This is a genomic window from Paenibacillus sp. BIC5C1 (assembly GCF_032399705.1).
Classification (GTDB): domain Bacteria; phylum Bacillota; class Bacilli; order Paenibacillales; family Paenibacillaceae; genus Paenibacillus; species Paenibacillus taichungensis_A.
The window spans coordinates 5,766,723-5,788,922 of sequence record NZ_CP135922.1 but is presented as its reverse complement, the minus strand read 5'-3'; the positions used below and the strand labels follow the sequence as shown (position 1 = coordinate 5,788,922).

The window sequence follows — 22,200 nt, the reverse complement described above, 5'->3', positions numbered from 1 at the left end:
GGATGGATATGGGAAGTTATATAGTCAAACGGATATTGCTCGCCATACCCTTGCTGTTCGTCATTTCATTGATCACATTTGTACTTATTAACCTTTCGCCTCTGGACCCCGCCGTAGTTGTATTACAGGCACAGGAGGTTCCTCAGATTACGGATGAATTAATCGCCCAAACGAATGAGGCATTGGGGTTCGATAAACCTTTCGTCATTCAGTATGTGAATTGGTTAATTGCCTGTATGCAATTTGATTTTGGCAGCTCGTATGTATCCGGTGAACCGGTGTGGTCTCTGGTGGGCCCTGCCTTCCTGAATACTTTAAAATTAACGCTGGTATCATCAGTGTTCATTATTGGATTCTCCATTCTTCTGGGTGTGATCTGTGCCATGAGAGAAGGGAAAGTCGTCGATAAATCAGTCAGAGGCCTATCGTTTATCCTGACGGCTATGCCATCCTACTGGCTCGCAGCCATCCTGATCTGGTACTTGTCCGTCAAGCTGGACTTGCTGCCTACGAGCGGAATGGATTCGTTGAAGAGTTATATTCTGCCGGTGATTGTAATCACGGTGAGTTATACAGGCATTTATTTTAGGACGGTCCGGAGTTCCATGTTAAGCAACATGAATGAGGATTACGTGCTCTATGGCAGGGCAAGCGGCTTGAGTGAACGGAAGGTAACTCTGCATATTTTGCGTAATTCGCTGCAAGTGGCGGTATCCATATTTTGCATGGCGATTCCCATCGTACTGGGCAGTACCGTCGTGATTGAAAATGTGTTTGCCTGGCCGGGACTCGGAAGATTAAGCGTGCGGTCGATCCTTAATCGGGATTTCCCGATCATTCAGGCGTATGTTCTTATTTTGGCCGTAACCTTTGTGCTGTTTAATACGATTTCTGACGTGATCAATGCGGCGATGAATCCCCGATTAAGAAAGGATCTCTAATGCGATTATTAAGAAATTTGAGTAGAGACAAACTTGCGATGACATCGCTGGCTGTCATTGTGATCATTGTTGCTATGGGCATATTTGCCCCGTTGTGTGCACCCCATGACCCGGAGGAAGTGAATATGAAACTTCGATATGCTACTTCCTCCTGGAATTATTGGTTAGGAAATGATCATTTGGGCAGATGTGTGTTATCCAGACTCATTTATGGAATTCGTCCCAGCGTGCTATGGGTTTTGGTTGCCTTACTGATATCTGTTCTGGTCGGAGCTGTCGTCGGATTTATCGCAGGGTACTTTAAGGGGAAGACAGATGCCTGGATCATGAGACTTTGTGATGTGATGCTTTCTTTCCCGGGATACGTCATGACCCTGGCGGTGGTCGGCATTTTGGGTGCGGGACTTGAACATATTCTGATTGCGTTTGTGGTCATGAAATGGGCTTGGTTTGCCCGCGTCATTCGAACATCCGTAATGCAGTTCTCCGAGATGGAGTATGTGAAATTTGCCAAAGCCTCTGGCATCGGCAGCTTTAGAATTATAACCAGGCATATTGTTCCGGTTACATTTGCCGATATTGCGGTGATTGCCAGTGGTTCCATGTGTTCGATGATGCTGCAGATCTCGGGACTTTCTTTTCTGGGTTTGGGAATCCAGGCCCCTCATGCCGAATGGGGGATGATGTTGAATGAGACAAGGGAAGTCATGTTCTCGAGGCCGGAGTTAATGCTGGCACCTGGACTAGCCATTGTGCTTGTCGTATCGGCCTTTAACTTTTTATCGGATGCGCTTCAGGTTGCTTTGGACCCCAAATTAATGACTTCCCAAGGCAGGCTTTATAAAAAAGAGGTGGGAAAAGCCGTTTATGAATATAGTAGAAGTTGAAAATTTGAGGATTTGGGATGCCAATACGGACAAGGTCATTATTCATAACAGTTCATTTCAGGTCAAACAAGGAAGCTGTCTGGCCATTGTCGGAGAAAGCGGAAGTGGCAAGTCCGTCACATGCAGGTCCATTATGCGTTTGAATAAACCCTGGATTCGCCAATCCGGAACGATTCTCTTCAAAGGCGAGGACATGAGCCAGCTTTCTGAACAAGAGATGAGACGAAGAAGAGGCAAAAACCTGTGCATGATTTTGCAAAATGGCATGAGTGCATTTGATCCTTCTTGTGTAATCGGTGTCCATATGCGGGAGACGCTACAGACGCATTTCGACTGGAATAACAAAGAGAGCGAACGGAAGATCATAAGCGCCATGGAAAGTGTCATGTTAAAGAATCCGCAGGAAATTCTGAATCAATATCCACATCAGCTATCCGGTGGCATGTTGCAGCGAATCATGATTGCATTGGCACTCGTGTTGGAGCCGGATTTGATCATTGCGGATGAACCCACAACAGCGCTGGATACGATCTCTCAATATGAGGTGGTTGAACAATTGATTCAATTACGCGAACGGATGGGGTGTTCCATGCTTTTTATATCCCATGACCTCGGTGTGGTCCAGAAGATTGCAGATGAAGTGATGGTCATGAAAGACGGTGCCATTGTCGAAAGTGGGCCTATTCGTTCTGTTTTTAAGAAGCCGAAGCATGCCTATACTCAATATTTGATTTCCACCCGGTTGGAGCTGAGCAATCATTTCAGGAAATTAATGCAGGGAGGGGATACAAATGCTCAAGGTGGATGGGATAGAAAAGTCCTATAAACAAGGCGGATTGTTCTCCAAACAAAGGCAGCAGGTGTTGAAAAGAGTTGCATTTGAATGTCAGCATGGCGAATGTCTCGGGATCATCGGTGAAAGTGGAAGTGGCAAGTCGACATTGGGACGTCTCATCCTGGGCATTGAAAAACCTGATCGCGGGCGTATTTTATTCGAGGGAAAAAATGTGAATGATCGCCGCGTGAGAAGGGGCAGCATCAGTGCAGTATTTCAAAATTACACGTCCTCCATTAATCCATTTCTCACGGTGGAGGAAGCCATTATGGAGCCTTTGAAGGCTCATAAAAAAGTGGAAGCCGATATGCAAATCAAGGTGGATACGTTGTTGCATCAAGTGGGATTAGATTCGTCCTACAGGCTCAAATATCCGCATGAACTATCCGGTGGAGAGGCTCAGAGAGTATGTATTGCGAGAGCCATATCTACTGAACCCCAATGCATTGTATTCGATGAAGCTATCAGTTCTCTGGACGTGTCTGTGCAGATTCAGGTGCTGCAGTTGTTAAAAGAATTAAAGCAATTCTATCAGATGAGCTATGTGTTCATTACGCATGATATTCAGGCGGCAGCCTATATTTGTGACAGAGTTATTATTTTCAGGGACGGTCAGATTGAGGAAATGGTGCCTATTGAGCAGCTGAAGGATGTTCAGTCCGATTATGCCAGGAGATTATTAACCTGTTTAATTACGTTTCAGGGGGAGGATCAGGGATGAGTGGAGCGATGTCATGGCCGTTTCTGCGTTTGTACATCCTGGTTCTTCTGTATTTTAGTGCAAATGCAATTCTTAATGTCATTATTCCTTTACAGGGTGAATCTTTGGGGGCGAGCAGTACAACCATTGGGCTGATTATGGGTGCCTATATGTTCACAACCATGTTTTTCAGGCCATGGGCCGGACGCATTATTCAAAAGCGCGGGCCGATTAAAGTCCTGCGTTTTATTCTGATTACCAATGGTTTTGCCTTGATTTTATACACGTTTACCGGTCTCGGGGGCTATCTGGTGGCTCGTATTTTACAGGGGGTATCGACGGCTTTCTTTTCCATGGCTCTGCAGATTGGCATTATTGATGCCTTGCCGGAGAAAGACCGTTCCCAGGGCATATCTTATTATTCGTTGTTTAGTTATATCCCCGGCATTGTGGGACCTGTCTTGGCGCTAGGGATCTGGCAGACAGGCGGCATGGATTATTTTACGGTTGTGCTCGTCGGTATTGCTATCTGTACAGGCGTCTTCGGGTATACCGCCAGGATGGACAAGAGCAATGAGCAGCATCGTGCTGAAAATTCATCAGAGCAGACTGTAAGCATGTTTCAATCCTTTCGTCAGTTGGTGCAAAATCCGTTTTTGTTTAAATGCAGTGTACTGATGCTAAGTGCTTCCGTTGTGTTTGGGGCCATCACGACCTTTATTCCCCTGTACACAAGTCAATTGCCAAGCGGCAATGCGGGTGTCTATCTGATGCTTCAGGCAGGAACCGTTGTGCTCGCCCGGATATGGTTACGCAAAAAAATCCCCTCCGATGGCAGGTGGCATGCACCTTTTATTATGGGAACGATGCTGCTATTGGCATTAGCCGCACTATGTGTAAGCTGGGCAATCACAGGAGGTGCTGTCCTTCTGTATGTGGGGGCCATCTTGATGGGTATCGCTCAATCCATTCTCTATCCGACGTTAACCACCTATTTATCTTTTGTGCTGCCGCAGTTGAATCGAAATGTGTTAATCGGTTTATTTATTGCAACTGCAGATCTGGGTGTATCTCTGGGCGGTGTGTTGATGGGACCGCTCGCTGATCTATCCTCCTATTCGTTTATGTATATGATTTGTGCTATCCTGGGGGCGGTCATGATTGCTTTTGCCTATGAACGAAGGAAACCAGTCACAGATATGTCTGTGCGTTAACACCAGAAGAAAGTGGGGATAACGGTTTGAGGTCTTCTGTAACGGCGAACGGCAAATTAAACCCGGTATCCTTTTCATTTATCCGGTTTTATCTGTTGGCCTTTTTATTTTTTGCCGCGAATTCGGCGTTGACGATTATACTGCCTTTGCGGAGTGAAGCAGCAGGATTGAATCAGGCCGAGATTGGTCTGATGATGGGGGCGTACATGTTTACGTGTATGCTTTTAAGGCCTTTTGCAGCGCAGCTTCTGGGGCGTTACGGTCCGCTTCTTGTCATGAAGTGGCTGTTGATTTTGCATGCCGCAACATTGATGTTGTTTGTTGTGTTGGGTGTGGAAACGTATTTGTGGCTGCGGGCTTTGCAAGGTGTAGCCACGGCGTTCTTTTCCATGACGATGCAGGCTGGCATTGTGGAAAAGCTGGAGGACAAGGACCGGGCTCAGGGATTGTCCATGTATACCCTTTTTACGATGGTCCCCTCTCTGGTCATTCCTATACTCGCCATCCAGATCTGGGAAATTGCCAGCGATATCTGGTTTACTTTGCTAATGATCGGTTTGGCGGCTTTTCCGCTCCTGATCGGCTATAGCGTGGACTTGCCCCGAAGCACAGTACAGAATAAATCGTATGCGCTCGGCGATATGGTGCGGTCATTCGGCGGCAACTGGCGCAGCACACCACTGTTGATCAGCAGTTTAGTTATGCTGTTTGCTTCATGTGTATTTGGGGCCACGGCGACCTTTCTTCCGTTGTATATGGTATCGACTGGGAAGGCGAGTGCGGGTGTATTTTTAACTATCCAGGGACTGGTCGTCATCTTGTGCAGATTCATTCTGCGTAAAAAAATCCCTTCCGACGGCAGCTGGAATACGTGGCTGATGGCCGGGCTGCTGTTATGTGCGGCACTGGGAACCCAACTGCTCGCTCTGTCGGAGACGATCGGTCCGTTAGTATACCTGTCTGCGGTGTTCAGTGGGTTCGCCGTGGCATTGTTGTACCCGACATTAACCACTTATTTATCATTTGTGTTGCCTGCCGATTCTCGATATGTACTGATGGGTATTTTCATGTCCTCGTATGATCTGGGCTTCTCTCTGGGTGGACTTGCGATGGGACTAATTGTACAAATAAGCTCGTATTCCACCATGTTTACAATCTGCACGCTGCTATCTGTTGCAGCCATGATTCTTGTTGTGGCTTTCAGGCAACGAATGGAAGCCGGCAATAGGGCTAAATCTGTGGTGACGGCGTGATTGTACGGCATCTATAAGAAAAAAGTTAAAGGCGTATGGACTGACTTTTCTGGAGACGTATCATTATGATGCGAAGCTACAGGAAACAGGCCATAGGCCTTTTTTGGGCGAGGTTTTTTCGATTTTTCATTAAAAATGATTTGACATCATCGTTCAACAGGATTATAGTCATTGTTGTTAATCGTAATAATTACTATTAAGGTCAGAGGCATATGGACCACAACTATAAGGAGTAGATACACATGACACAAAAGCAGGTTCCGGTAACTGTTCTTAGCGGTTACCTCGGTTCAGGTAAAACAACCGTTCTTAATCACGTACTGCACAATCGACAAGGGCTCAAGGTCGCGGTCATCGTTAATGACATGAGTGAGGTGAATATCGATGCCGCTCTGGTGAAGGGTGAGGCGACATTGTCGCGTACCGAAGAAAAGCTGGTGGAGCTGTCCAATGGCTGCATCTGCTGCACCTTGCGGGATGATCTGATGCAGGAGATTGAGAAGCTGGTGAACGAAGGCAGGTTTGATTATATCCTGATTGAATCCACAGGCATCAGTGAACCTGTGCCGGTAGCGCAGACCTTTACATATGCCGACGAAGAATCGGGTATTGATCTGACCGATCTGGCGAAGCTGGATTGTTTGGTAACCGTCGTGGATGCCCATCGATTCTGGCATGATTTTGCTTCAGGTCAGAGCCTGCTGGATCGGAACCAGGCCACAGGTGAGGAAGATACCCGCGATGTTGTGGATTTGCTGATTGATCAAATCGAGACCTGTGATGTCCTTCTGCTGAACAAATGTGATCTGGTCGATGACGTGGAGCTGAACAAACTTGAAGGTGTCATCCGCAAACTTCAGCCCAACGCCAAAATCATTCGGACCATGAACGGACAGGTCAACCCATCTGAAATTCTGAATACAGGGCTCTTCGACTTCGAGAAAGCAAGCATGTCTGCCGGATGGATTCAGGAGCTGGAGAAGGAATCACATACTCCGGAGACCGAGGAATATGGTATTGGCTCCTTCGTGTATCGTCGTCGGAAGCCATTCCATCCTTCTCGTCTGGCTGAATTCATGAGCTACTGGCCGGAAGAAGTAGTGCGTGCAAAAGGGCTGGTCTGGCTCGCGGCCGAAGGGGATGTGGCTGCAAGTCTGAGTCAGGCGGGATCGTCGATTCAGTTTGGCCCTGCCGGACATTGGGTTGCGGCATTGCCGGAAGCGGACAAGGAAGAAATTTTGCGTACGGAACCAGATGTACTGGAAAAGTGGGATGCACAGTGGGGAGACCGTCAGACCGAGCTGGTCATGATCGGGATTGAAATGGAGCGCGCGATCATTGAAGACGAACTTGACCAATGTCTGCTTAGTGATGAAGAAATGCAGGCCGACTGGGGGCAGTTCGACAATCCTCTGCCTTGGCCAGTTGAAGTCGTATAAAAATTAATTCATAAAAGGAGCTGTAAACCATGGCCAAAAAATCAAAAGTGGTACGTGAAAAACAACGTCAGGCAATTGTAGCCAAATATGCGGAGCTGCGCCGGGAACTGAAAGAAAAAGGCGATTATGAAGCGTTGCAGAAACTGCCGCGCAATGCTTCACCGACCCGATTGAAAAATCGCTGTGAACTGACAGGCCGCCCGAGAGGATATTTGCGCAAGTTCAAGGTATCACGGATTGTGTTCCGTGAGCTGGCTCATCAAGGGCAAATTCCGGGCGTCACAAAGTCAAGCTGGTAAGACACATGCATGATTTATTTGATTATGATTGTGTAATTGTGGGAGGGGGGCCAGCCGGAATCGGCATGGCCTCTGTCCTGCAGGATCTGGGAATGCCTCGTTTTACCGTGCTGGAACGCAGTGAGGTGGGGGCAACTTTTCTGGCGTGGCCGGAGGAAATGCGTCTGATCACCCCTTCGTTCACAAGCAATGCCTATGGCATGATGGATCTGAATGCAGTGGCTTTGAATACGTCTCCGGCGTACACACTGGGAACAGAACATCCGACAGGGTTGGAGTATGCGAAGTATTTGCAGGTGGTGAGCCAGTTTAAGAAATTGCCTGTGCAAACGGGAGTAGACGTTTCGGAGGTTATCCCGGAGGAAAATGGTTTCCAGGTCGTGACATCCATTGGACAAGTGCGCGCACGCTATGTCATCTGGGCAGCAGGAGAGTTTCAATATCCGAGACTGGACCTGTTTCCTGGGGCTGAGTATGGTGTGCACAGCAGTTTATTCTCCAGCTGGACGGTGGTCCAGGGAGATGAATGTGTCATCGTTGGTGGCTATGAGAGCGGTGTGGATGCAGCCATTCACTTGAGTAAACTGGGGAAAAACGTAACGGTAATCGACCGGAATGGACGAGGACTCGCCAAAGGCAGCAGTGATCCAAGTGTGGAACTAAGCCCCTATACGAAGGATCGCCTGCGCGCGGCGATGATGGATAAGCGAATAAACATGATGCAAGGTTATGAAGTCAAGTGGATTGAACCGGATGAACCGGGCGGTTATGTTCTCTATTGCGAGAACGATTCCGGAGAGTCCCACTTGCTTAAGACTGGTCAGGCTCCTATTCTGGCGACCGGGTTCCGCAGCAGTCTGCACCTGATTGAGAATCTCGTTGAGCGCAACAAGGAAGGTCAGCTGCAATTGGGAGCGGCGGATGAATCGACGATTGCCCCCGGACTGTTTATTACTGGACCACAGGTCATGCATGGTCAACTCCAATTTTGCTTCATTTATAAATTCAGACAGCGCTTTGCGGTTGTGGCCCAGGCCATGGGTGAGAGACTTGGGTTGGATCTGGCTCCCCTGGAAACCTATCGCAAAGAAGGCATGTTTCTTGATGATCTGTCCTGCTGCGGTGAAGACTGCACATGCTGAATTCGGTTGTGGAACAACCCGAAAAACTTCGTAAAGTGGTGCTGGTTGGCTTCGAATCCGCTGGCAAATCGGCTCTGTTTCGAGGACTTACGGGCAGAGATACAGGGGAGGAATCCAATGTTCGGGGCTCCACGGTGACCGTCCGCAGGTCGGAGTTGCTTGCGCATCAGCTTGAACTGCTCGATACACCTGGAATCCGGATCAAGGATGACAGTGTCACGACCATGCTGACGTTAAAACAGCTCGCAGCCGGCGATACAGTGATCCTGGTCATCCGCGGAACAGATGTGGTACAGGAACTGCCTTTACTGCTGGGCATGCTGGATGTCACAGGCAAAAATGCTGTACTGGTGCTTACGTTTGCCGACAAATGCGGTCCCGGATTATCGGCTCAGGCTGACTATTACCGTAAAGGTCTGGGTATTTCCGTTCTGGCGCTCAATACAAGGGAAATGGACGGAAACGCACAGGACCTGATATGCCGGGCGGTTATTGCCGCCAGACCCATCAAGAGGCATCCGGAGTTCGAATCACCACCTGAATCCCCTGTAATCGAACCGCAGACAACGATGTTTGAGCATACGGTATGGGGGCGTTTTGTGGCTTTGGCTGCACTGGCATTTTTATTTGCAGCTCCAGTGTATGTGGCTTATCTGTTCTCCGGCTGGATACAACTGCTCGCAGATGTCTGGATACTTGAACCACTCCATCGTATGACTGCGGGATTTTGGAAACCGCTGCAAGCTATAATGCTCGGAGATTACGGCATAATCAGTCTGGGATTGTATTCGTTTATCTGGGCATTTCCGGTCGTATTTCTGATTGGGATCAGTGTGGCGGTGACGGAGGAGAGCGGACTGAAAGACCGGATTACCGACTCGCTGGATGGGTGGATGCGCAAAATAGGCTTGAACGGCAAGGATCTGATTCCGGTTCTCAGCGGTTTTGGCTGCAATGTCGTGGCTGTGTTCCAGAGTCGTACGTGCAGCTCCTGTACACGAAAGTCCTGTGTCTCCATGATTTCCTTTGGTTCTGCGTGCAGCTACCAGATTGGGGCTTCTCTATCCATATTCAGTTCCGGAGGAAAGCCGTGGCTGTTCTTTCCTTATATGCTTGTACTGGTACTTGCGGGCGCAATTCATACACGTCTGTGGAATCGAAATCGGCTGGATGACACACTCCCGTTACATGCCAAACGTACCTTTTTGCAAAAGCCATCATGGCGCTCTGTAAGCTGGCGCGTTCGGTCTGTCATGAAACAGTTTCTCGTGCAGGCGATGCCTATTTTCATCGGTATTTGTGTGGTGGCTACGCTGCTGGAACAGACGGAGGTGCTGTCTGTTCTGACTGGGGCGTTGACGCCGACACTTGCGATCTTTCATCTGCCGGGCGATGCCGCGGGCGGCATTTTGTTTTCCATTTTGCGAAAAGACGGGTTGTTGGTGCTGAATCAGGATCAGGGTTCCTTCGTTGACGACTTGAGCGGCGGGCAGCTGTTTATTCTTGTGTATCTGGCTTCCACGTTAACGGCATGTCTGGTGACGATGTGGACCATTCGCAAGGAGTTGGGAGCAGTCTTTGCCATGCAACTGGCAGGCAAACAGCTCGTAACGTCACTGGGCAGTGCATTTGTACTGGCATGGCTGTGGAACTGGATTGCATAACGATGTTGATGAAAGGGTGTGATCTCCATGCTGGACTCGTTTACCATTCGGAGAATTCAATCGGTGATGAACGGTTATATCCATGAGAAGGTCCCGGCACCACTGCGCACCATGGTGAAATTAACGTATGAGATGAATGACAATGAACTGATTTTGACCGAGGAAAGGCCCGCTGAAGAACGATATCAGTGGGACAAACTGCATATTGCCCGATTTTACTGGGAAGAGAATCAGTGGAAGGTATATGCCAAAGACGAACACAGCAGCTGGAATGTGGTAGACATTATTGAGCCTTGTCCTGATTTTGAAGCTTTGCTGGAGCAGGTTGAGCGGGACGAAGCGGGTCTGTTCTGGCGCTGAATGCGCGGTTTTTAACGCAAATATGTGCTGGAGGGAGGGTTAGTAATGCAAAAGGTACAACAGAATAACAGCATTAGCCGAGTAGCGAACGATTCTTTTATCATGCCGGATAAAGCCGAGCGCTTGCGGTTATTCGGCTCCGTTGATCCGATACAGGGCGATAAACCTGTGCAAAAAGAAGAGATGCAGGATTTGCAGAATAGCAAAAATGATTTCCTGTTTGAGTTGCAACAAGTGGGTATTGATCAGGTGAAGTATCCCCTGGGTGTCATTTCGGCCAAAGATCCCGTTCGCTTGTCCAGCATCGGAACGTTCCGGCTGACGACTTCGCTGGATCGCGAATCGAAAGGCATTAACATGAGCCGCTTGATGGAGCAGCTTCAACACAGTCGCAGTGAAGGGCTGAGTGACCGGATTCCCGATCTGATTGCGTTGACGCAGCAGATGGCCGAACAGATGAATCAGCCGAAGGCAGAGCTGAAAGTGACCTATCCCTGGTTCTACGACCGAACCGCACCCGTAACCGGTTTGTCTGGACTCAATCATTCTTTGGCTACGGTTCATGTGATCTGGGAAGCTGGAAAATCCCCTGTTCTGAGAACAGGTTTACATATACAGGTCACGACGTTATGCCCATGCTCGAAGGAGATCAGCGAATATAGCGCGCACAACCAGCGGGGGTTATTGCGTATCCAGGTACAAGCCAACCCGGGAGAAGCACTGCCGGGCTATTGGAAGGAAGAGCTGCTGAATGTGGCCGAATCCAATGCAAGCAGCTGTCTTTATCCCATACTCAAAAGGCCTGATGAGAAACAGGTCACGGAACGTGCATATGAGAACCCGCGATTTGTGGAAGATATCGTCAGGCTGGTAGCGGCAGATCTGTATGAGAAGCACTGGGTGAATAAATTTAAGGTCGACTGCAAAAATGAAGAGTCCATTCATCAGCATGATGCCGTAGCTCGTATCGTATATGACAAGTCGAAATAACGATAGTGTGAGGGCTAGTGGAATTCATTTCATTTTATATCACATTACAAAATGAAGAGAAAACAGAAGAACCACCGTCAGAGCTTCAGCGGCGGTTCTTCTGTTTTTCTTTTGCGATCCTATGAGCAATCCAAGTGTCATTGTGCTAGACTTCGTACAAAATTTCACCCGTTCGGGATACATCATATCCTTCGAATGATTGCAGTTCATGCCTGAATTCCGGTGATTGCAGAATGCGCAGCACCGATTCGATCCACGCTTCGTTCCCCTGTTTCTTGAGCATCACCAGATCATAACGTTCCTGAACAAGTGGAATAAAATCAACTTGACCGACAAGTCGTGCAGCCTTCTCGCTGCCGATTCCTACATCGGCTTCACCGGAACTGACCTTGGCTGCTACACCCATATGACTGGTTTCTTCCACGTCATATCCAATTAGCTGGGAAGCAGGGATACCATGTAGACGCAATTGTTCATCCAGCAATACACGTGCCCCCGAACCTTTCTCCCGGTTAGCTAATCGTAGTTCAGGCTGATTCAGATCTGTCCAGTTCTGCAAGCCCCGCGGATTACCGCGTTGAACGTACAGCCCGGCAGGTCGTGTCAGCAGATTCACGACGACATACGACCAGCCAATCAGGATTTTGCGAATGTAGGGCAAATTATACTCTCCTGTATCTCCATCCAGCAGATGGGTACTGACCAGATCGGATTCCCCGCGGTACATGGAGATCAAGCCATCAAGGCTGCCCATGAACGAACGGAGTGGACGAATATCCCGTGTGTGCTTTTCCATATATCGCATCAGAATATCAAGGCTGACATCTTGTCCCGTAATGACCAGATGACGAGCCGAATAGGCTGACGAAGGGTTGCCCGTCGTGGAAGAAGAAGCTGCGAATGTCGCTCTGGATGGAGGCGTAGCACTTGCAGTGGGATGAACGGTATGATTGGTCTGGTCACTCCCTATCCCGGTATAAGATTCGGAGGGGTGAACTGAATCCACAGCGGCCCGGTGCGCTGGTGATTGAAGCTGCTTGGAGCGCTGTTTATAAGCCTCCAGATCGGTAGCGTCAACTCGCATTTGTTTGCCGACGCGATAAGCGACGAGGTCTCCCTTTTTGATTAGATCGTAAACTGTCAGTTTGGATATTTTAAGTAGCTTGGATATTTCTTCGGTGGTATAGGATTGCTCCTCCGTCATCAGTGAAGATCCTCCTTCAAGGTGCAGATCATATAACGTTTCGTTCATCAACGCTTATCGTCCCGGATAAACGCGGGGTCTCTTGTACTATACCATTAACAGCCAGAGGGGATAAACTCGCCCACCACAATTCAGTTATAGACGGCTTACCCTTCAACGGATGAGTTAAAGACTACCTTCCTATTTCAATGATCTTATGTATAATGAAATATAATTAATTATATCTAGTTATACCTAAACATAACATCGGGGGAGAAGTAGATGAAAAAGAGTATTGGATATGTGTTGGGGAGTATGTCACTTGGACTGGCTCTCGTATTGGCCGGTTGCGGTGCAAATACGGAGAGTACAGATTCATCCACAGCTACGGAACAAACGGGTTCAGCACCTGCGACATCAGGTGAGAGTTCAACGGCTGGGGCAACAGATCCTCAGGAAAAGGTGGAGCTAACGATCTCAGCGGCAGCCAGTCTCACGGATGCCATGAAGGAAATTGAAACGAATTTTGAAGCCGCGAATCCCAATGTGGAGCTTAACTTCAACTTTGGTGCATCCGGTGCATTGCAACAGCAGATTGAACAAGGTGCGCCAGCAGATGTTTTTGTATCGGCTGCGACCAAAAATATGAACGCGCTCGTGGATGAGAAATTGATTGCATCCGGCGATCAGAAAAATTTGCTGCAAAATTCATTGGTAGCCATCATTCCATCGGATAGCTCAGATACTGTAACAAGTGAGAAGGATCTGACGGCTGATTCCATCAAGACCGTAGCGATTGGTATACCGGAAAGTGTGCCTGCAGGAACCTACGCCAAGGAAGCGCTGACCAATGCCAAACTATGGGATCAGCTGGAAAGCAAGCTTGTACAGGGCAAGGATGTCAGACAGGTTCTGCAATATGTAGAAACAGGCAATGCGGATGCGGGGTTTGTGTACAAAACGGATGCACTCACTTCTGATCAGGTGAAAATTGCTTTTGAAGTAGACAAGAACAGCTATACACCAGCCAATTATCCAGTAGGGATTATTGAAGGTACGAAGCACCGGACAGAAGCAGAACAATTCTACACGTATTTGCAAACGCCTGAAGTGCTTGAGGTATTTGCCAAGTACGGGTTCTCCATTCCGGAATGAATGTGAGTGCAATAGACTGGGCGGTATTTTGGCCACCGATTCGTCTTTCCCTTCAGGTTGCGCTGTTGTCCAGTGTGATCGCAGCAGTGTTTGGCATTGCTGTGGCCTGGAAGATGTCGCGTACCTCGTTCCGTGGCAAAATTTTTCTGGAAACGGCATTTATGCTCCCACTGGTGCTCCCGCCGACAGTGGTCGGATTCATATTGCTCGTGTTACTGGGGCGTAAGAGCGTGCTAGGACAGTGGATTGAAGCCATCTTCTCCGCACCTGTAATTTTCTCCTGGTGGGCTGCCGTGATTGCCTCAGTGGTGGTTGCTTTCCCATTGGTATATCAGACGATGAAATCCGGTTTTAGCGGGATTGATAAGGACCTGGAAGATGCAGGCCGCTCCATAGGCGCGAATGAATGGCAGGTATTTCGTTATATCTCACTTCCGCTTGCAGGGAGAGCGTTGATGACGGCATTCATCCTGGGATTCGCCCGTGCACTGGGAGAATTCGGGGCCACACTCATGATCGCAGGTAATATTCCGGGGAAAACGCAAACCGTACCCACTGCGATCTATGTTGCTGTGGATTCGGGCAATCAGACGATGGCCTGGATGTGGACCGGCTCTATTATTATCATTTCGTTTATCATGCTGCTTTTAACCAGACAGCCGCGCGACGGGAAGGTATGATGTGTGTTATTTAAAGTGAAAGTGATGAGGATTAGCATTCGCATACAAAAACCCGCTCAAGGAATCTTTCCTTGGAGCGGGTTTTAATTTACACACGCCTTGTATATCGTTATCATGTATGTTTACGTTCATCCAGCCGATATTTATTTAGCCTGTTTGAACAGAAGGTGTCTTATAACGGGAAGAATCGAGCGTTTTGATCATAAATACAATCTCTTCCTGCCGTTCAGGTGTCTGTACCGTTTTGTGATGGAAAGGTTCATATCCCCGCCGTTCATACATGGGAGCAAGCCAGGGATGACGGGTGGCCGTTGCCAGAAATACGGCAGGGGCATCAAGCTTTTGCAGAATGATATGTTGTTCTACCCAATCCAGTAGTTTGGAGCCGTAACCCTGACTTTTATGGGCCGGACTTACCGCGAACCAGCGGATGAATGGATAAGGACTGATAGCTTGCCGCTGCAGATCTTCTGCTCGGTCAAGGGTAACCGTGGCAATGATTTCTCCTGCTTTTTCAAGAATATAGCATTCATGCTGTACAATATTATTCTGGATGACTTCCAGTGTAGCGTGTCCGGCTGGAAAAGGAATGTTCAGGGCCCGAATTGTCTCATAGGCATTCACGGTAACAGCCTGCAATTGTTCGGCATCATCAAGCGTAGCCAATCGGTATTGTTCGGTCATGGTCGATCCATCCCTTCATTAGAAAAATACTATTCCAACCTATTAAGTTGGTTTAATATTTTGGTGTTATTTTATCATGAAATTCATGGTTGGAATATAATTCTCGAATCAGATCTGTCTATAAGCTCATCGAAAGCTTCTATATGTATAAATGACAAAACTTTTTCCAATTTTACTCGTTTCAGGACTCGCCTAAACCATGCTCTATCCTGTAAAATAGAACTAACTGATTCCAGCCAAGAACTGAAATAAGGAGAGACGACTAATGAATACGAAACCTGATTGCGGTATATCGTTGCAAATCGACGACTATCTGGATCTTTTGCATTTTGCCATCCAAATCGAGGATCAGGAATGGCAGCAGTCCCTTATCCACCAGCTCAAAATATTTCAGCCGGAAGCGGAGCAGCACACACCTGAAGAAGAATTATGGATGAGATTTGATTATATCAACAGTAAACTGACAGGTCTCCGCCACCAGATTCACGCGGCCCATTCAACGGATGAACGCAAAAAGTTTGAAGAACGAATCGGACTGTTGCAACTGCAGCGTATAGAGGTAGCTCGTAAAATTAAATGGGCTAGTCGCAGATAGATGCGTATTTGAATAAAAGTGATCTGGAATTAAAGAAGCGATCTCCCGTTGGAGGTCGCTTCTTTTGGTTTACTTTTGGATCAGGGAACGGGTGAAGCATAGAGAAGTTCTATAACGTTATCAGGATGTCCTATTAACATACATATTGCCTGGGCATGACATCCGGTGCTATTCTTTGTTCAACCTAATTCCGACTATACAAGTGTGAATGGTTAGTTAAATCAAAGATGAGGAATGGGAGTACACATCATATTGGCTGAAATGACAGCCTGTGGAGGAGATCGGGAATGGTTAATCAATGGGGGATTCAGAAATTCCGGACAGCATTGCTGTTCATTACTATGTTGGCGGTACTGGCGGGTTGCAGTTCAGGCAATGCATCGAATGAATCGGATACCGCATCTGCGTCCGGTCAAGATAAAGTGAAGAAGATCATTGTGGGTACAGGCACTCAATTCCCGAATGTTTGCTTCATTGATGAGAATGGCAAGCTGACGGGATACGATGTAGAACTGATCCGCGAGATTGATAAACGATTGCCTGAATATGAATTCGAGTTTAGTACAATGGAATTCAAAAATCTGCTGCTCAGTCTTGAGACGAAGAAAATAGACCTGATCGCTCACCAGATGGAAGTGAATGAAGAGAGACAGGCCAAGTTCCTTTTTAATGATGAAGCATATAACATTTTCCCTAATAAAATCGTTGTAAGCGAGAAAAACCAGGATGTAAAATCCATCGAGGATCTGAAAGGTAAAAAACTGATTGTTGGCGCTACGAGTAATGCGGCTGTACTGGCTGAGAAATGGAATGCAGCGAACGGTAACGCCATCGACATTGTGTATTCCGGCGCAGGGGAAGATACGAATACCCAGATCAAAACAGGCCGGGTGGCTGCAACCATCAGCACGCAGTTTGCCATCGATTATCAGAACAAAGTGGTGGATGCACAGTTAAAGACTGTCGGAGAGGCCCTGTCCAACTCCAAAGTGTATTTCATTCTGAACAAGGATGAGGAAGAGCTCAAAACTAAAATTGATGAAGCGCTCAAATCAATTAAGGAAGATGGAACATTGAGCAAATTGAGCACAGAGTGGCTGGGAGCCGACTACACGGTTGAGGAATAGTGCCTTAAGAAAGGTGAGCGACGGTTATGGGTAAATCATTCGATCTGTCATTGGTTCTGGATTTCGTGCCTGAACTGCTGCGATATTTGCATATTACACTGATTGTACTGGGCGGCTCCATTGTGCTCGGTCTGGTGGGCGGTGTGCTTCTGGCGGTTCCGAGGTTATACCGGATTCCGGTGCTGAGCCAGCTCGCTACCCTGTACATCTCTTTTATGCGGGGCACACCGATTCTCATCAAGTTGTTTCTGGTCTATTACGGATTACCTGAATTGCTCAAGCCCATAGGAGTCGATCTGTCCAGGACCGATCCGCTGGTATTCGTCATCGTGACTTATGCGTTAAGTGATGCGGCGTCCTTTGCTGAAATCTTTCGCGGAGCTGTGCGCAGTGTGGACAGGGGTCAGACGGAAGCAGCTTATGCTGCGGGCTTGACCACGTTTCAGTCGTTTCGGCGGATCGTGGTTCCGCAGGCACTCATTGTTGCTTTTCCGAATATGGCGAATACGTTGATTGGTTCGTTAAAGGATACGTCACTTGCCTTTTCGATTGGAGTTATGGACATGGTGGGCAGGGGGCAAACGCTGATCTCGGCTACATCGCATGCACTTGAAGTGTATATCAGTCTTTCGATTGTCTACTATGTTATCGTGCTTGTACTTGAAAAAGGGTTTGCTATCGCAGAACGCAGACTCCAGCGTCACGAACGTAAAAAGGAAGTCCCTGGGCCAGTGGTAAGAGCTGAACGCCTGAAACGAATAGCGGGGTGAGCGAATGTCTATTGATATCAACTTTATCTACACATCTTTTTTCCAGATTCTAAAGGCATTGCCACTGACACTCGTCATTACGATTGTACCGTTGATCGCAGGATTTGGCATTGGTCTGGTCACTGCTTTAATTCGAATCTATAAGGTAGCCTGGATCTACCGAATCGCTGATTTCTATGTTTCGTTTTTTCGGGGGACACCGATGCTGATGCACTTGTTTCTAATCTATTACGGGATTCCGCTGATCATCGACAAGCTTGCAGCCCGGTACGGCTGGGCCTTTCAGTCGTCTTCCATTCCGATTCTAGTGTTTGTGTTATTTGCCTTCTCGTTAACTGCGGGAGCTTATATGTCTGAGATTATCCGCTCCGGCATTCTGGCGGTGGATACCGGACAGATGGAAGCTGCACATGCCGTGGGCATGAGTACCCCCCAAGCGTTGAGACGCATCATTTTACCTCAGGCGGTTGGTGCGGTTTTGCCGAATCTGTGCAGCATGTTTGTTGGTTTCCTGCATGGATCGACACTTGCGTTTACTGTATCGCAGATGGATATTCTCGGTAAAGCGGATGTGGTGGCTTCGGTCAGTCTGAAATTTCTGGAGGCTTTCATTGCTGCCGCATTGATCTATTGGGGTCTGACGGTGATTGTCGAACGGATTACAGCTTTGCTGGAACGCAGAGTTGCCGTGTACAGCAAAGGAGGGGTGTCATGATATCACTGACGAATATACACAAATCTTTTGGTCAGCAGGAAGTGTTGAAAGGTATCGATCTGACTGTGGAGCAGGGGGACGTTGTTGCCATTCTTGGACCTAGTGGGTCTGGCAAAACGACATTGCTTCGCTGTGTGAATTTTCTTGAACGTGCCGATGAGGGCAAGGTACAGATCAGCGGATTAACCGTAGACTGCAAGCATGCCCGCAAACATGACATTGTGCAGTTGCGGCGAAAAACGGCGATGGTGTTCCAGCACTATAATCTGTTCAAACATAAAACGGTGCTGGATAACGTAACGGAAGGATTAATCATTGCCCAGAAAATGTCCAAAGCCGATGCTTGTGAACGAGCCTTGCGTGTACTTGAACAAGTAGGGCTGTCCGCCAAAATTAATGAGTATCCCAGCATGCTGTCAGGTGGACAACAACAGCGGGTAGGCATTGCTCGTGCGCTGGCACTCAATCCAGAGGTCATTCTGTTCGATGAACCTACCTCGGCACTTGATCCTGAACTTGTAGGTGAGGTGCTGTCGGTCATTCGATCGATTGCCCAGGAAGGCATCACCATGATTGTGGTCACCCATGAAATGGGTTTTGCACGTGAGGTGGCGAATCGCGTTGTATTCATGGATGGGGGTTCCGTCGTGGAAGAAGGCACACCGGAGGAAGTATTTGTGCGGCCCAAACAGGAACGTACCCGCCAATTCCTCAGTCGATACTCTTCCGATTGGAGTTATGTCATCTGACGATATAGGCGCAAGCTGGAGTAACTGACGATCCCGGCCCGGCATATGCTGTAGCAGGCAAATGCTGATAGGCCGGGTTTTTCTATGGGTGAAGCAGGCCGTGACGGTAAGGAGGAGGACCATGCAGAGCAAAATCGATGAAATACTCACACATATTGCACATTCTCACCAGCAGGTTGCGCGTGTACTGGATGCCAAACGTCAAGTCGCTGTGCGCATGTCTGAAATCATTAATCATTTGCCGGATATCGAACCGGAGCTGGATGGCGTTGACGGTCTGCTGGATAGCTCGGGACAGATCAACAAAAGCATCATCTCCTATTTGGGAGGCCTAGCAGACCTGGAAGAAGCCGTAGCCGAAACGCTGACCCAGGTGATGCGGGAGATGGCGGGTCAAGAGGAAGAATAAGCCCGGAAGGCGGGTGAATGGACATGAGCAGAGAACAAAGTCTCATACTGATGCTGGATGCAGCAGCAAAAATGCAGTGGAATATTGCCCTGATTTTGGAGGCCAAGGCGATTGAAGCCGAGAAGGTAAGGAACTGGGCGTTAAATCATTTGAATGGTGAGGCTTTTCTGACGCATAGCGATCAGGTGGCAGAGCCACTCAAAATGCATGATCAGCTGGTGGAAATACTGGAAGGATTGACCCGAATGGAAACCGGATTATGCAATAACCTGAAGGCCATCATGGTACAGAGTGACGGTGAAGAAGGCGGCATGGATGGTGGCATGTTTGGCGGTATGGATATGGGGGATCTCGGAAAATGAGTCTGTTGCGGCGTGAGCAGGAAGCGAAACTGTCCCTCATTGAGTCCATTGCACACAGTCAGCAGGCGCTCGCCCGCATTCTGGACAGTGTGGCCAGCGTGTCTGCCCACTCGGAAGTATCCGCCCGCAGTCTGGCCGAGAACATTCGTTTGCTGAGCCGTTATCAAGAGGAGATGTCCCGGATGGTTACGGGGATTCAATTGGCCCGAATCCAGCATGGGGAGCCTGGTGTACCATGGCTCAAAGACCCTGGATATGCGATACGCATGGTCCGGAACATACAGGAGGAATGTTGACATGTTAAAGAAGAAAAAAATACGTCTAAGAACCAAAAGAGCTCTGCTTGCTCGCGGGACCCGTCTGCGTAAAGTACGTAAACTGCGTGCGATCAAAGGCAAACGTGTACTGCACAAACGTACCCTCAAAGGACGCAGTGCGTGGCTCAAAAAAAAGAAACGTGCGGTACGACGGCACCGGAGTGTGAAGCCCGCACAACCGTTCGTCCCGGCTACCCCTACCGATCCGAACCCGGACGGTGCCTACAGCCAGGGGTACAACGAAGCGTACAACGAGGGATTCAACGCGGGTTTCGCCAAGGGATTCGAGGACGGACATCAGTTGGCTTACAAAGCGCAATAACAGAGTAGGTGTGCATTTTCGAATGACTACAGATGCATATCCAGCGAATGACGATTGCCCGGGGGATGGATCCCTCCGGGTTATTTGTATCACCGCAAAAGCGGACATGCCCGTGCAGGCGGATGTGGAGGGCAGACGCCAATTTTGCGCCTTGCAGGACACCCGTCCATGATGCATCTGACCCCGGGGCATATCCTTTAGAGGGAACACCAATCTCGGGGAGAATCTGAAGTGGAATCTCCTGAAGGAAGACAGGGTGAAGGATGTGGCAAAACGACGACACCGGCCGCCTACAGAAGCGGAGACCGCTTACCGTGGCGGATATGCAGAAGGCCGCAGATTTGGCGGCTGTCAGGCCATGATGGAGCGAGTGCAGATGTTTGAGCCGACCGTGCGGAATATGAAAGTGCTGTACATTCCGCAAGGATTCGATGCCATCGATGAAGGCGTCATTGGAGCATTGCAGCAATCTGTTCGTGAATGTGTTGTCGGATCGCCGGCAAACATGCTGCAGGAAGCCAGCCAGCACAGGCCCGATCTGGTGCTGGTCATGAATGGACTACACGTATTTCCCCCCGATCATCTGGAACAGGTGAATGGCATAAGGGAACTGGGAATTCGAACAGCAGTATGGTTTGTGGATGACCCTTATTTTACCGAAGATACGACAAGCATTTGCCGGCATTATGATGTTGTGTTCACGCATGAGGAAGCGGCAGTGCCGTTCTATACTGCACATGGAGCGGGTCGGGTGATCTATATGCCGCTGGCAGTGAACCCGGGGATGTTTCAGCCAAGACGTACGGGGCCACAGCATCAGTATGACATTTGTTTTATCGGTACCGGATTCTGGAATCGAATTGCACTGTTCGATGAGCTTGCTCCTTTTCTGGCGGACAAAAAGGTATTCATTGCCGGCAGCCAGTGGAACCGGCTGCAACGCTCCGACATCATGGGCCGATTCATCCATGAAGGCTGGATTGATCCGGGAGCGACAGTGGATTATTACAATGGCGCCAAAATCGTTATTAACGTTCATCGGACTTGCGAGAACGGGGAAGACAACCGGAATACGCATCATCTCCAAGGTCATTCCATTAATCCGCGGACGTATGAGATCAGTGCCTGTGGCACGATGCAGATAACGGATGCACGCATTGATTTGCCCCGCTACTACCGTCCAGGATATGACATCGAGACCTTTACAACGGCGGGTGAACTTCAGCGCAAAATCAAATATTATCTGCACCATGAAAAGGAACGGCGAGCCATAGCTTGGCGTGGGCTGCTTACCACACTGAACCAGCATACGTTCACTCGTCGTATTGCTCAGCTGCTGGAACACGTGTAAATCTCTATCTGCAGGACAGCAGAGGTAGAGAACCCTATCCCAAAAATAAAAGGAGTG

General features: G+C 48.6%; 27 protein-coding genes. 25 read left to right on the top strand and 2 right to left on the bottom strand.

Annotation, left to right across the window (positions count from 1 at the left end; translation table 11 throughout):
• The first annotated feature begins 8 nt into the window (after positions 1 to 8).
• The 12 genes from opp1B to folE2 all read left to right on the top strand — a co-directional run bounded on the left by opp1B (position 9) and on the right by folE2 (position 11,724).
• Positions 9 to 941, top strand: a complete 933-nt coding sequence (opp1B, locus tag RS891_RS25945; RefSeq protein ID WP_315793588.1) for a nickel/cobalt ABC transporter permease — start codon at positions 9 to 11, stop codon at positions 939 to 941.
• A complete protein-coding gene (gene cntC / locus RS891_RS25940) occupies positions 941 to 1,828 on the top strand; it encodes a staphylopine uptake ABC transporter permease subunit CntC (protein ID WP_315793587.1) in 888 nt (295 codons plus the stop codon). The genes opp1B and cntC overlap by 1 nt, the downstream gene beginning before the upstream one ends.
• On the top strand, positions 1,809 to 2,654 hold the full coding sequence (gene cntD, locus RS891_RS25935; RefSeq protein WP_315793586.1) for a staphylopine uptake ABC transporter ATP-binding protein CntD: 846 nt from the start codon (positions 1,809 to 1,811) through the stop codon (positions 2,652 to 2,654). Before cntC ends, cntD begins: the two co-directional genes overlap by 20 nt.
• The gene (locus RS891_RS25930) at positions 2,620 to 3,384 is read left to right on the top strand and encodes an ABC transporter ATP-binding protein (protein WP_315793585.1); all 765 of its coding nucleotides are present in this window, start codon (positions 2,620 to 2,622) and stop codon (positions 3,382 to 3,384) included. Before cntD ends, RS891_RS25930 begins: the two co-directional genes overlap by 35 nt.
• Positions 3,381 to 4,577, top strand: a complete 1,197-nt coding sequence (gene cntE, locus RS891_RS25925; RefSeq protein WP_315793584.1) for a staphylopine family metallophore export MFS transporter CntE — start codon at positions 3,381 to 3,383, stop codon at positions 4,575 to 4,577. The genes RS891_RS25930 and cntE (RS891_RS25925) overlap by 4 nt, the downstream gene beginning before the upstream one ends.
• Positions 4,578 to 4,603: 26 nt before the next feature.
• Positions 4,604 to 5,830 (top strand): staphylopine family metallophore export MFS transporter CntE, encoded by a 1,227-nt coding sequence (gene cntE / locus RS891_RS25920; RefSeq protein WP_315793583.1) that lies wholly within the window; start codon positions 4,604 to 4,606, stop codon positions 5,828 to 5,830.
• A 242-nt stretch (positions 5,831 to 6,072) separates the two neighbouring features.
• Positions 6,073 to 7,269 carry a GTP-binding protein gene (locus tag RS891_RS25915; protein ID WP_113055939.1) on the top strand — a complete coding sequence of 399 codons (1,197 nt, stop codon included), beginning with the start codon at positions 6,073 to 6,075 and terminating at the stop codon, positions 7,267 to 7,269.
• A 29-nt stretch (positions 7,270 to 7,298) separates the two neighbouring features.
• Positions 7,299 to 7,568: a 30S ribosomal protein S14 gene (gene rpsN / locus RS891_RS25910; protein WP_090904459.1), complete on the top strand. Its 270-nt coding sequence runs from the start codon at positions 7,299 to 7,301 to the stop codon at positions 7,566 to 7,568.
• Positions 7,569 to 7,573: 5 nt separating this feature from the next.
• Entirely contained in the window at positions 7,574 to 8,710 is a 1,137-nt protein-coding gene (locus RS891_RS25905) for an NAD(P)/FAD-dependent oxidoreductase (protein WP_315793582.1), read from the top strand.
• A complete protein-coding gene (locus RS891_RS25900; protein ID WP_315793581.1) occupies positions 8,704 to 10,374 on the top strand; it encodes a nucleoside recognition domain-containing protein in 1,671 nt (556 codons plus the stop codon). Before RS891_RS25905 ends, RS891_RS25900 begins: the two co-directional genes overlap by 7 nt.
• A gap of 27 nt (positions 10,375 to 10,401) precedes the next feature.
• On the top strand, positions 10,402 to 10,734 hold the full coding sequence (locus RS891_RS25895) for a DUF3024 domain-containing protein (protein WP_113055936.1): 333 nt from the start codon (positions 10,402 to 10,404) through the stop codon (positions 10,732 to 10,734).
• Between the two features lie 45 nt (positions 10,735 to 10,779).
• Complete coding sequence (gene folE2 / locus RS891_RS25890; protein ID WP_315793580.1) at positions 10,780 to 11,724, top strand: GTP cyclohydrolase FolE2; 945 nt, start codon at positions 10,780 to 10,782, stop codon at positions 11,722 to 11,724.
• Between the two features lie 145 nt (positions 11,725 to 11,869).
• Here the strand turns inward: folE2 and RS891_RS25885 are convergent, their stop codons facing one another.
• Positions 11,870 to 12,928 (bottom strand): substrate-binding domain-containing protein, encoded by a 1,059-nt coding sequence (locus RS891_RS25885; protein ID WP_315796438.1) that lies wholly within the window; start codon positions 12,926 to 12,928, stop codon positions 11,870 to 11,872.
• 261 nt (positions 12,929 to 13,189) lie between these two features.
• Between RS891_RS25885 and modA the strand changes: the two genes are divergently transcribed.
• Positions 13,190 to 14,062 (top strand): molybdate ABC transporter substrate-binding protein, encoded by an 873-nt coding sequence (gene modA / locus RS891_RS25880; RefSeq protein WP_113055934.1) that lies wholly within the window; start codon positions 13,190 to 13,192, stop codon positions 14,060 to 14,062.
• Positions 14,059 to 14,742, top strand: coding sequence for a molybdate ABC transporter permease subunit (gene modB / locus RS891_RS25875; protein WP_315793579.1), 684 nt, complete (start codon positions 14,059 to 14,061; stop codon positions 14,740 to 14,742). Before modA ends, modB begins: the two co-directional genes overlap by 4 nt.
• A 147-nt stretch (positions 14,743 to 14,889) precedes the next feature.
• Here modB and RS891_RS25870 read toward each other — a convergent pair whose 3' ends face one another.
• A complete protein-coding gene (locus RS891_RS25870) occupies positions 14,890 to 15,426 on the bottom strand; it encodes a GNAT family N-acetyltransferase (protein ID WP_113055933.1) in 537 nt (178 codons plus the stop codon).
• A gap of 265 nt (positions 15,427 to 15,691) precedes the next feature.
• On the opposite strand from RS891_RS25870, the gene RS891_RS25865 reads away from it, so the two are divergent.
• The 11 genes from RS891_RS25865 to RS891_RS25815 all read left to right on the top strand — a co-directional run bounded on the left by RS891_RS25865 (position 15,692) and on the right by RS891_RS25815 (position 22,143).
• Entirely contained in the window at positions 15,692 to 16,021 is a 330-nt protein-coding gene (locus RS891_RS25865; RefSeq protein ID WP_113055932.1) for a hypothetical protein, read from the top strand.
• A gap of 287 nt (positions 16,022 to 16,308) precedes the next feature.
• Positions 16,309 to 17,148: a transporter substrate-binding domain-containing protein gene (locus tag RS891_RS25860; protein WP_113055931.1), complete on the top strand. Its 840-nt coding sequence runs from the start codon at positions 16,309 to 16,311 to the stop codon at positions 17,146 to 17,148.
• A 26-nt stretch (positions 17,149 to 17,174) separates the two neighbouring features.
• Positions 17,175 to 17,918: an amino acid ABC transporter permease gene (locus RS891_RS25855; RefSeq protein ID WP_113055930.1), complete on the top strand. Its 744-nt coding sequence runs from the start codon at positions 17,175 to 17,177 to the stop codon at positions 17,916 to 17,918.
• A 4-nt stretch (positions 17,919 to 17,922) separates the two neighbouring features.
• Positions 17,923 to 18,633: an amino acid ABC transporter permease gene (locus RS891_RS25850; protein ID WP_315793578.1), complete on the top strand. Its 711-nt coding sequence runs from the start codon at positions 17,923 to 17,925 to the stop codon at positions 18,631 to 18,633.
• On the top strand, positions 18,630 to 19,382 hold the full coding sequence (locus tag RS891_RS25845; RefSeq protein WP_315793577.1) for an amino acid ABC transporter ATP-binding protein: 753 nt from the start codon (positions 18,630 to 18,632) through the stop codon (positions 19,380 to 19,382). Before RS891_RS25850 ends, RS891_RS25845 begins: the two co-directional genes overlap by 4 nt.
• Positions 19,383 to 19,503: 121 nt before the next feature.
• Positions 19,504 to 19,791 (top strand): hypothetical protein, encoded by a 288-nt coding sequence (locus tag RS891_RS25840; protein WP_063566664.1) that lies wholly within the window; start codon positions 19,504 to 19,506, stop codon positions 19,789 to 19,791.
• Between the two features lie 23 nt (positions 19,792 to 19,814).
• Positions 19,815 to 20,153 carry an alpha-helical endospore appendage domain-containing protein gene (locus RS891_RS25835; RefSeq protein WP_113056049.1) on the top strand — a complete coding sequence of 113 codons (339 nt, stop codon included), beginning with the start codon at positions 19,815 to 19,817 and terminating at the stop codon, positions 20,151 to 20,153.
• Positions 20,150 to 20,449 carry a hypothetical protein gene (locus RS891_RS25830; protein ID WP_076290843.1) on the top strand — a complete coding sequence of 100 codons (300 nt, stop codon included), beginning with the start codon at positions 20,150 to 20,152 and terminating at the stop codon, positions 20,447 to 20,449. Before RS891_RS25835 ends, RS891_RS25830 begins: the two co-directional genes overlap by 4 nt.
• 1 nt (position 20,450) lies before the next feature.
• Positions 20,451 to 20,792, top strand: a complete 342-nt coding sequence (locus tag RS891_RS25825; RefSeq protein WP_315793576.1) for a hypothetical protein — start codon at positions 20,451 to 20,453, stop codon at positions 20,790 to 20,792.
• A gap of 22 nt (positions 20,793 to 20,814) precedes the next feature.
• Positions 20,815 to 20,964, top strand: a complete 150-nt coding sequence (locus RS891_RS25820) for a hypothetical protein (RefSeq protein ID WP_315793575.1) — start codon at positions 20,815 to 20,817, stop codon at positions 20,962 to 20,964.
• An 84-nt stretch (positions 20,965 to 21,048) separates the two neighbouring features.
• Positions 21,049 to 22,143 carry a CgeB family protein gene (locus RS891_RS25815; protein ID WP_258530897.1) on the top strand — a complete coding sequence of 365 codons (1,095 nt, stop codon included), beginning with the start codon at positions 21,049 to 21,051 and terminating at the stop codon, positions 22,141 to 22,143.
• Positions 22,144 to 22,200 lie beyond the last annotated feature (57 nt).

What these genes read in the sequence shown, in the direction of transcription:
- opp1B (WP_315793588.1), top strand. Translation starts at nt 9, where the DNA reads ATGGGAAGTTATATAGTCAAACGGATATTGCTCGCCATACCCTTGCTG.
- cntC (WP_315793587.1), top strand. Translation starts at nt 941, where the DNA reads ATGCGATTATTAAGAAATTTGAGTAGAGACAAACTTGCGATGACATCG.
- cntD (WP_315793586.1), top strand. Translation starts at nt 1,809, where the DNA reads ATGAATATAGTAGAAGTTGAAAATTTGAGGATTTGGGATGCCAATACG.
- RS891_RS25930 (WP_315793585.1), top strand. Translation starts at nt 2,620, where the DNA reads ATGCTCAAGGTGGATGGGATAGAAAAGTCCTATAAACAAGGCGGATTG.
- cntE (WP_315793584.1), top strand. Translation starts at nt 3,381, where the DNA reads ATGAGTGGAGCGATGTCATGGCCGTTTCTGCGTTTGTACATCCTGGTT.
- RS891_RS25915 (WP_113055939.1), top strand. Translation starts at nt 6,073, where the DNA reads ATGACACAAAAGCAGGTTCCGGTAACTGTTCTTAGCGGTTACCTCGGT.
- rpsN (WP_090904459.1), top strand. Translation starts at nt 7,299, where the DNA reads ATGGCCAAAAAATCAAAAGTGGTACGTGAAAAACAACGTCAGGCAATT.
- RS891_RS25905 (WP_315793582.1), top strand. Translation starts at nt 7,574, where the DNA reads ATGCATGATTTATTTGATTATGATTGTGTAATTGTGGGAGGGGGGCCA.
- RS891_RS25900 (WP_315793581.1), top strand. Translation starts at nt 8,704, where the DNA reads ATGCTGAATTCGGTTGTGGAACAACCCGAAAAACTTCGTAAAGTGGTG.
- RS891_RS25895 (WP_113055936.1), top strand. Translation starts at nt 10,402, where the DNA reads ATGCTGGACTCGTTTACCATTCGGAGAATTCAATCGGTGATGAACGGT.
- folE2 (WP_315793580.1), top strand. Translation starts at nt 10,780, where the DNA reads ATGCAAAAGGTACAACAGAATAACAGCATTAGCCGAGTAGCGAACGAT.
- RS891_RS25885 (WP_315796438.1), bottom strand. Translation starts at nt 12,928, where the DNA reads ATGACGGAGGAGCAATCCTATACCACCGAAGAAATATCCAAGCTACTT.
- modA (WP_113055934.1), top strand. Translation starts at nt 13,190, where the DNA reads ATGAAAAAGAGTATTGGATATGTGTTGGGGAGTATGTCACTTGGACTG.
- modB (WP_315793579.1), top strand. Translation starts at nt 14,059, where the DNA reads ATGAATGTGAGTGCAATAGACTGGGCGGTATTTTGGCCACCGATTCGT.
- RS891_RS25870 (WP_113055933.1), bottom strand. Translation starts at nt 15,426, where the DNA reads ATGACCGAACAATACCGATTGGCTACGCTTGATGATGCCGAACAATTG.
- RS891_RS25865 (WP_113055932.1), top strand. Translation starts at nt 15,692, where the DNA reads ATGAATACGAAACCTGATTGCGGTATATCGTTGCAAATCGACGACTAT.
- RS891_RS25860 (WP_113055931.1), top strand. Translation starts at nt 16,309, where the DNA reads ATGGTTAATCAATGGGGGATTCAGAAATTCCGGACAGCATTGCTGTTC.
- RS891_RS25855 (WP_113055930.1), top strand. Translation starts at nt 17,175, where the DNA reads ATGGGTAAATCATTCGATCTGTCATTGGTTCTGGATTTCGTGCCTGAA.
- RS891_RS25850 (WP_315793578.1), top strand. Translation starts at nt 17,923, where the DNA reads ATGTCTATTGATATCAACTTTATCTACACATCTTTTTTCCAGATTCTA.
- RS891_RS25845 (WP_315793577.1), top strand. Translation starts at nt 18,630, where the DNA reads ATGATATCACTGACGAATATACACAAATCTTTTGGTCAGCAGGAAGTG.
- RS891_RS25840 (WP_063566664.1), top strand. Translation starts at nt 19,504, where the DNA reads ATGCAGAGCAAAATCGATGAAATACTCACACATATTGCACATTCTCAC.
- RS891_RS25835 (WP_113056049.1), top strand. Translation starts at nt 19,815, where the DNA reads ATGAGCAGAGAACAAAGTCTCATACTGATGCTGGATGCAGCAGCAAAA.
- RS891_RS25830 (WP_076290843.1), top strand. Translation starts at nt 20,150, where the DNA reads ATGAGTCTGTTGCGGCGTGAGCAGGAAGCGAAACTGTCCCTCATTGAG.
- RS891_RS25825 (WP_315793576.1), top strand. Translation starts at nt 20,451, where the DNA reads ATGTTAAAGAAGAAAAAAATACGTCTAAGAACCAAAAGAGCTCTGCTT.
- RS891_RS25820 (WP_315793575.1), top strand. Translation starts at nt 20,815, where the DNA reads ATGACTACAGATGCATATCCAGCGAATGACGATTGCCCGGGGGATGGA.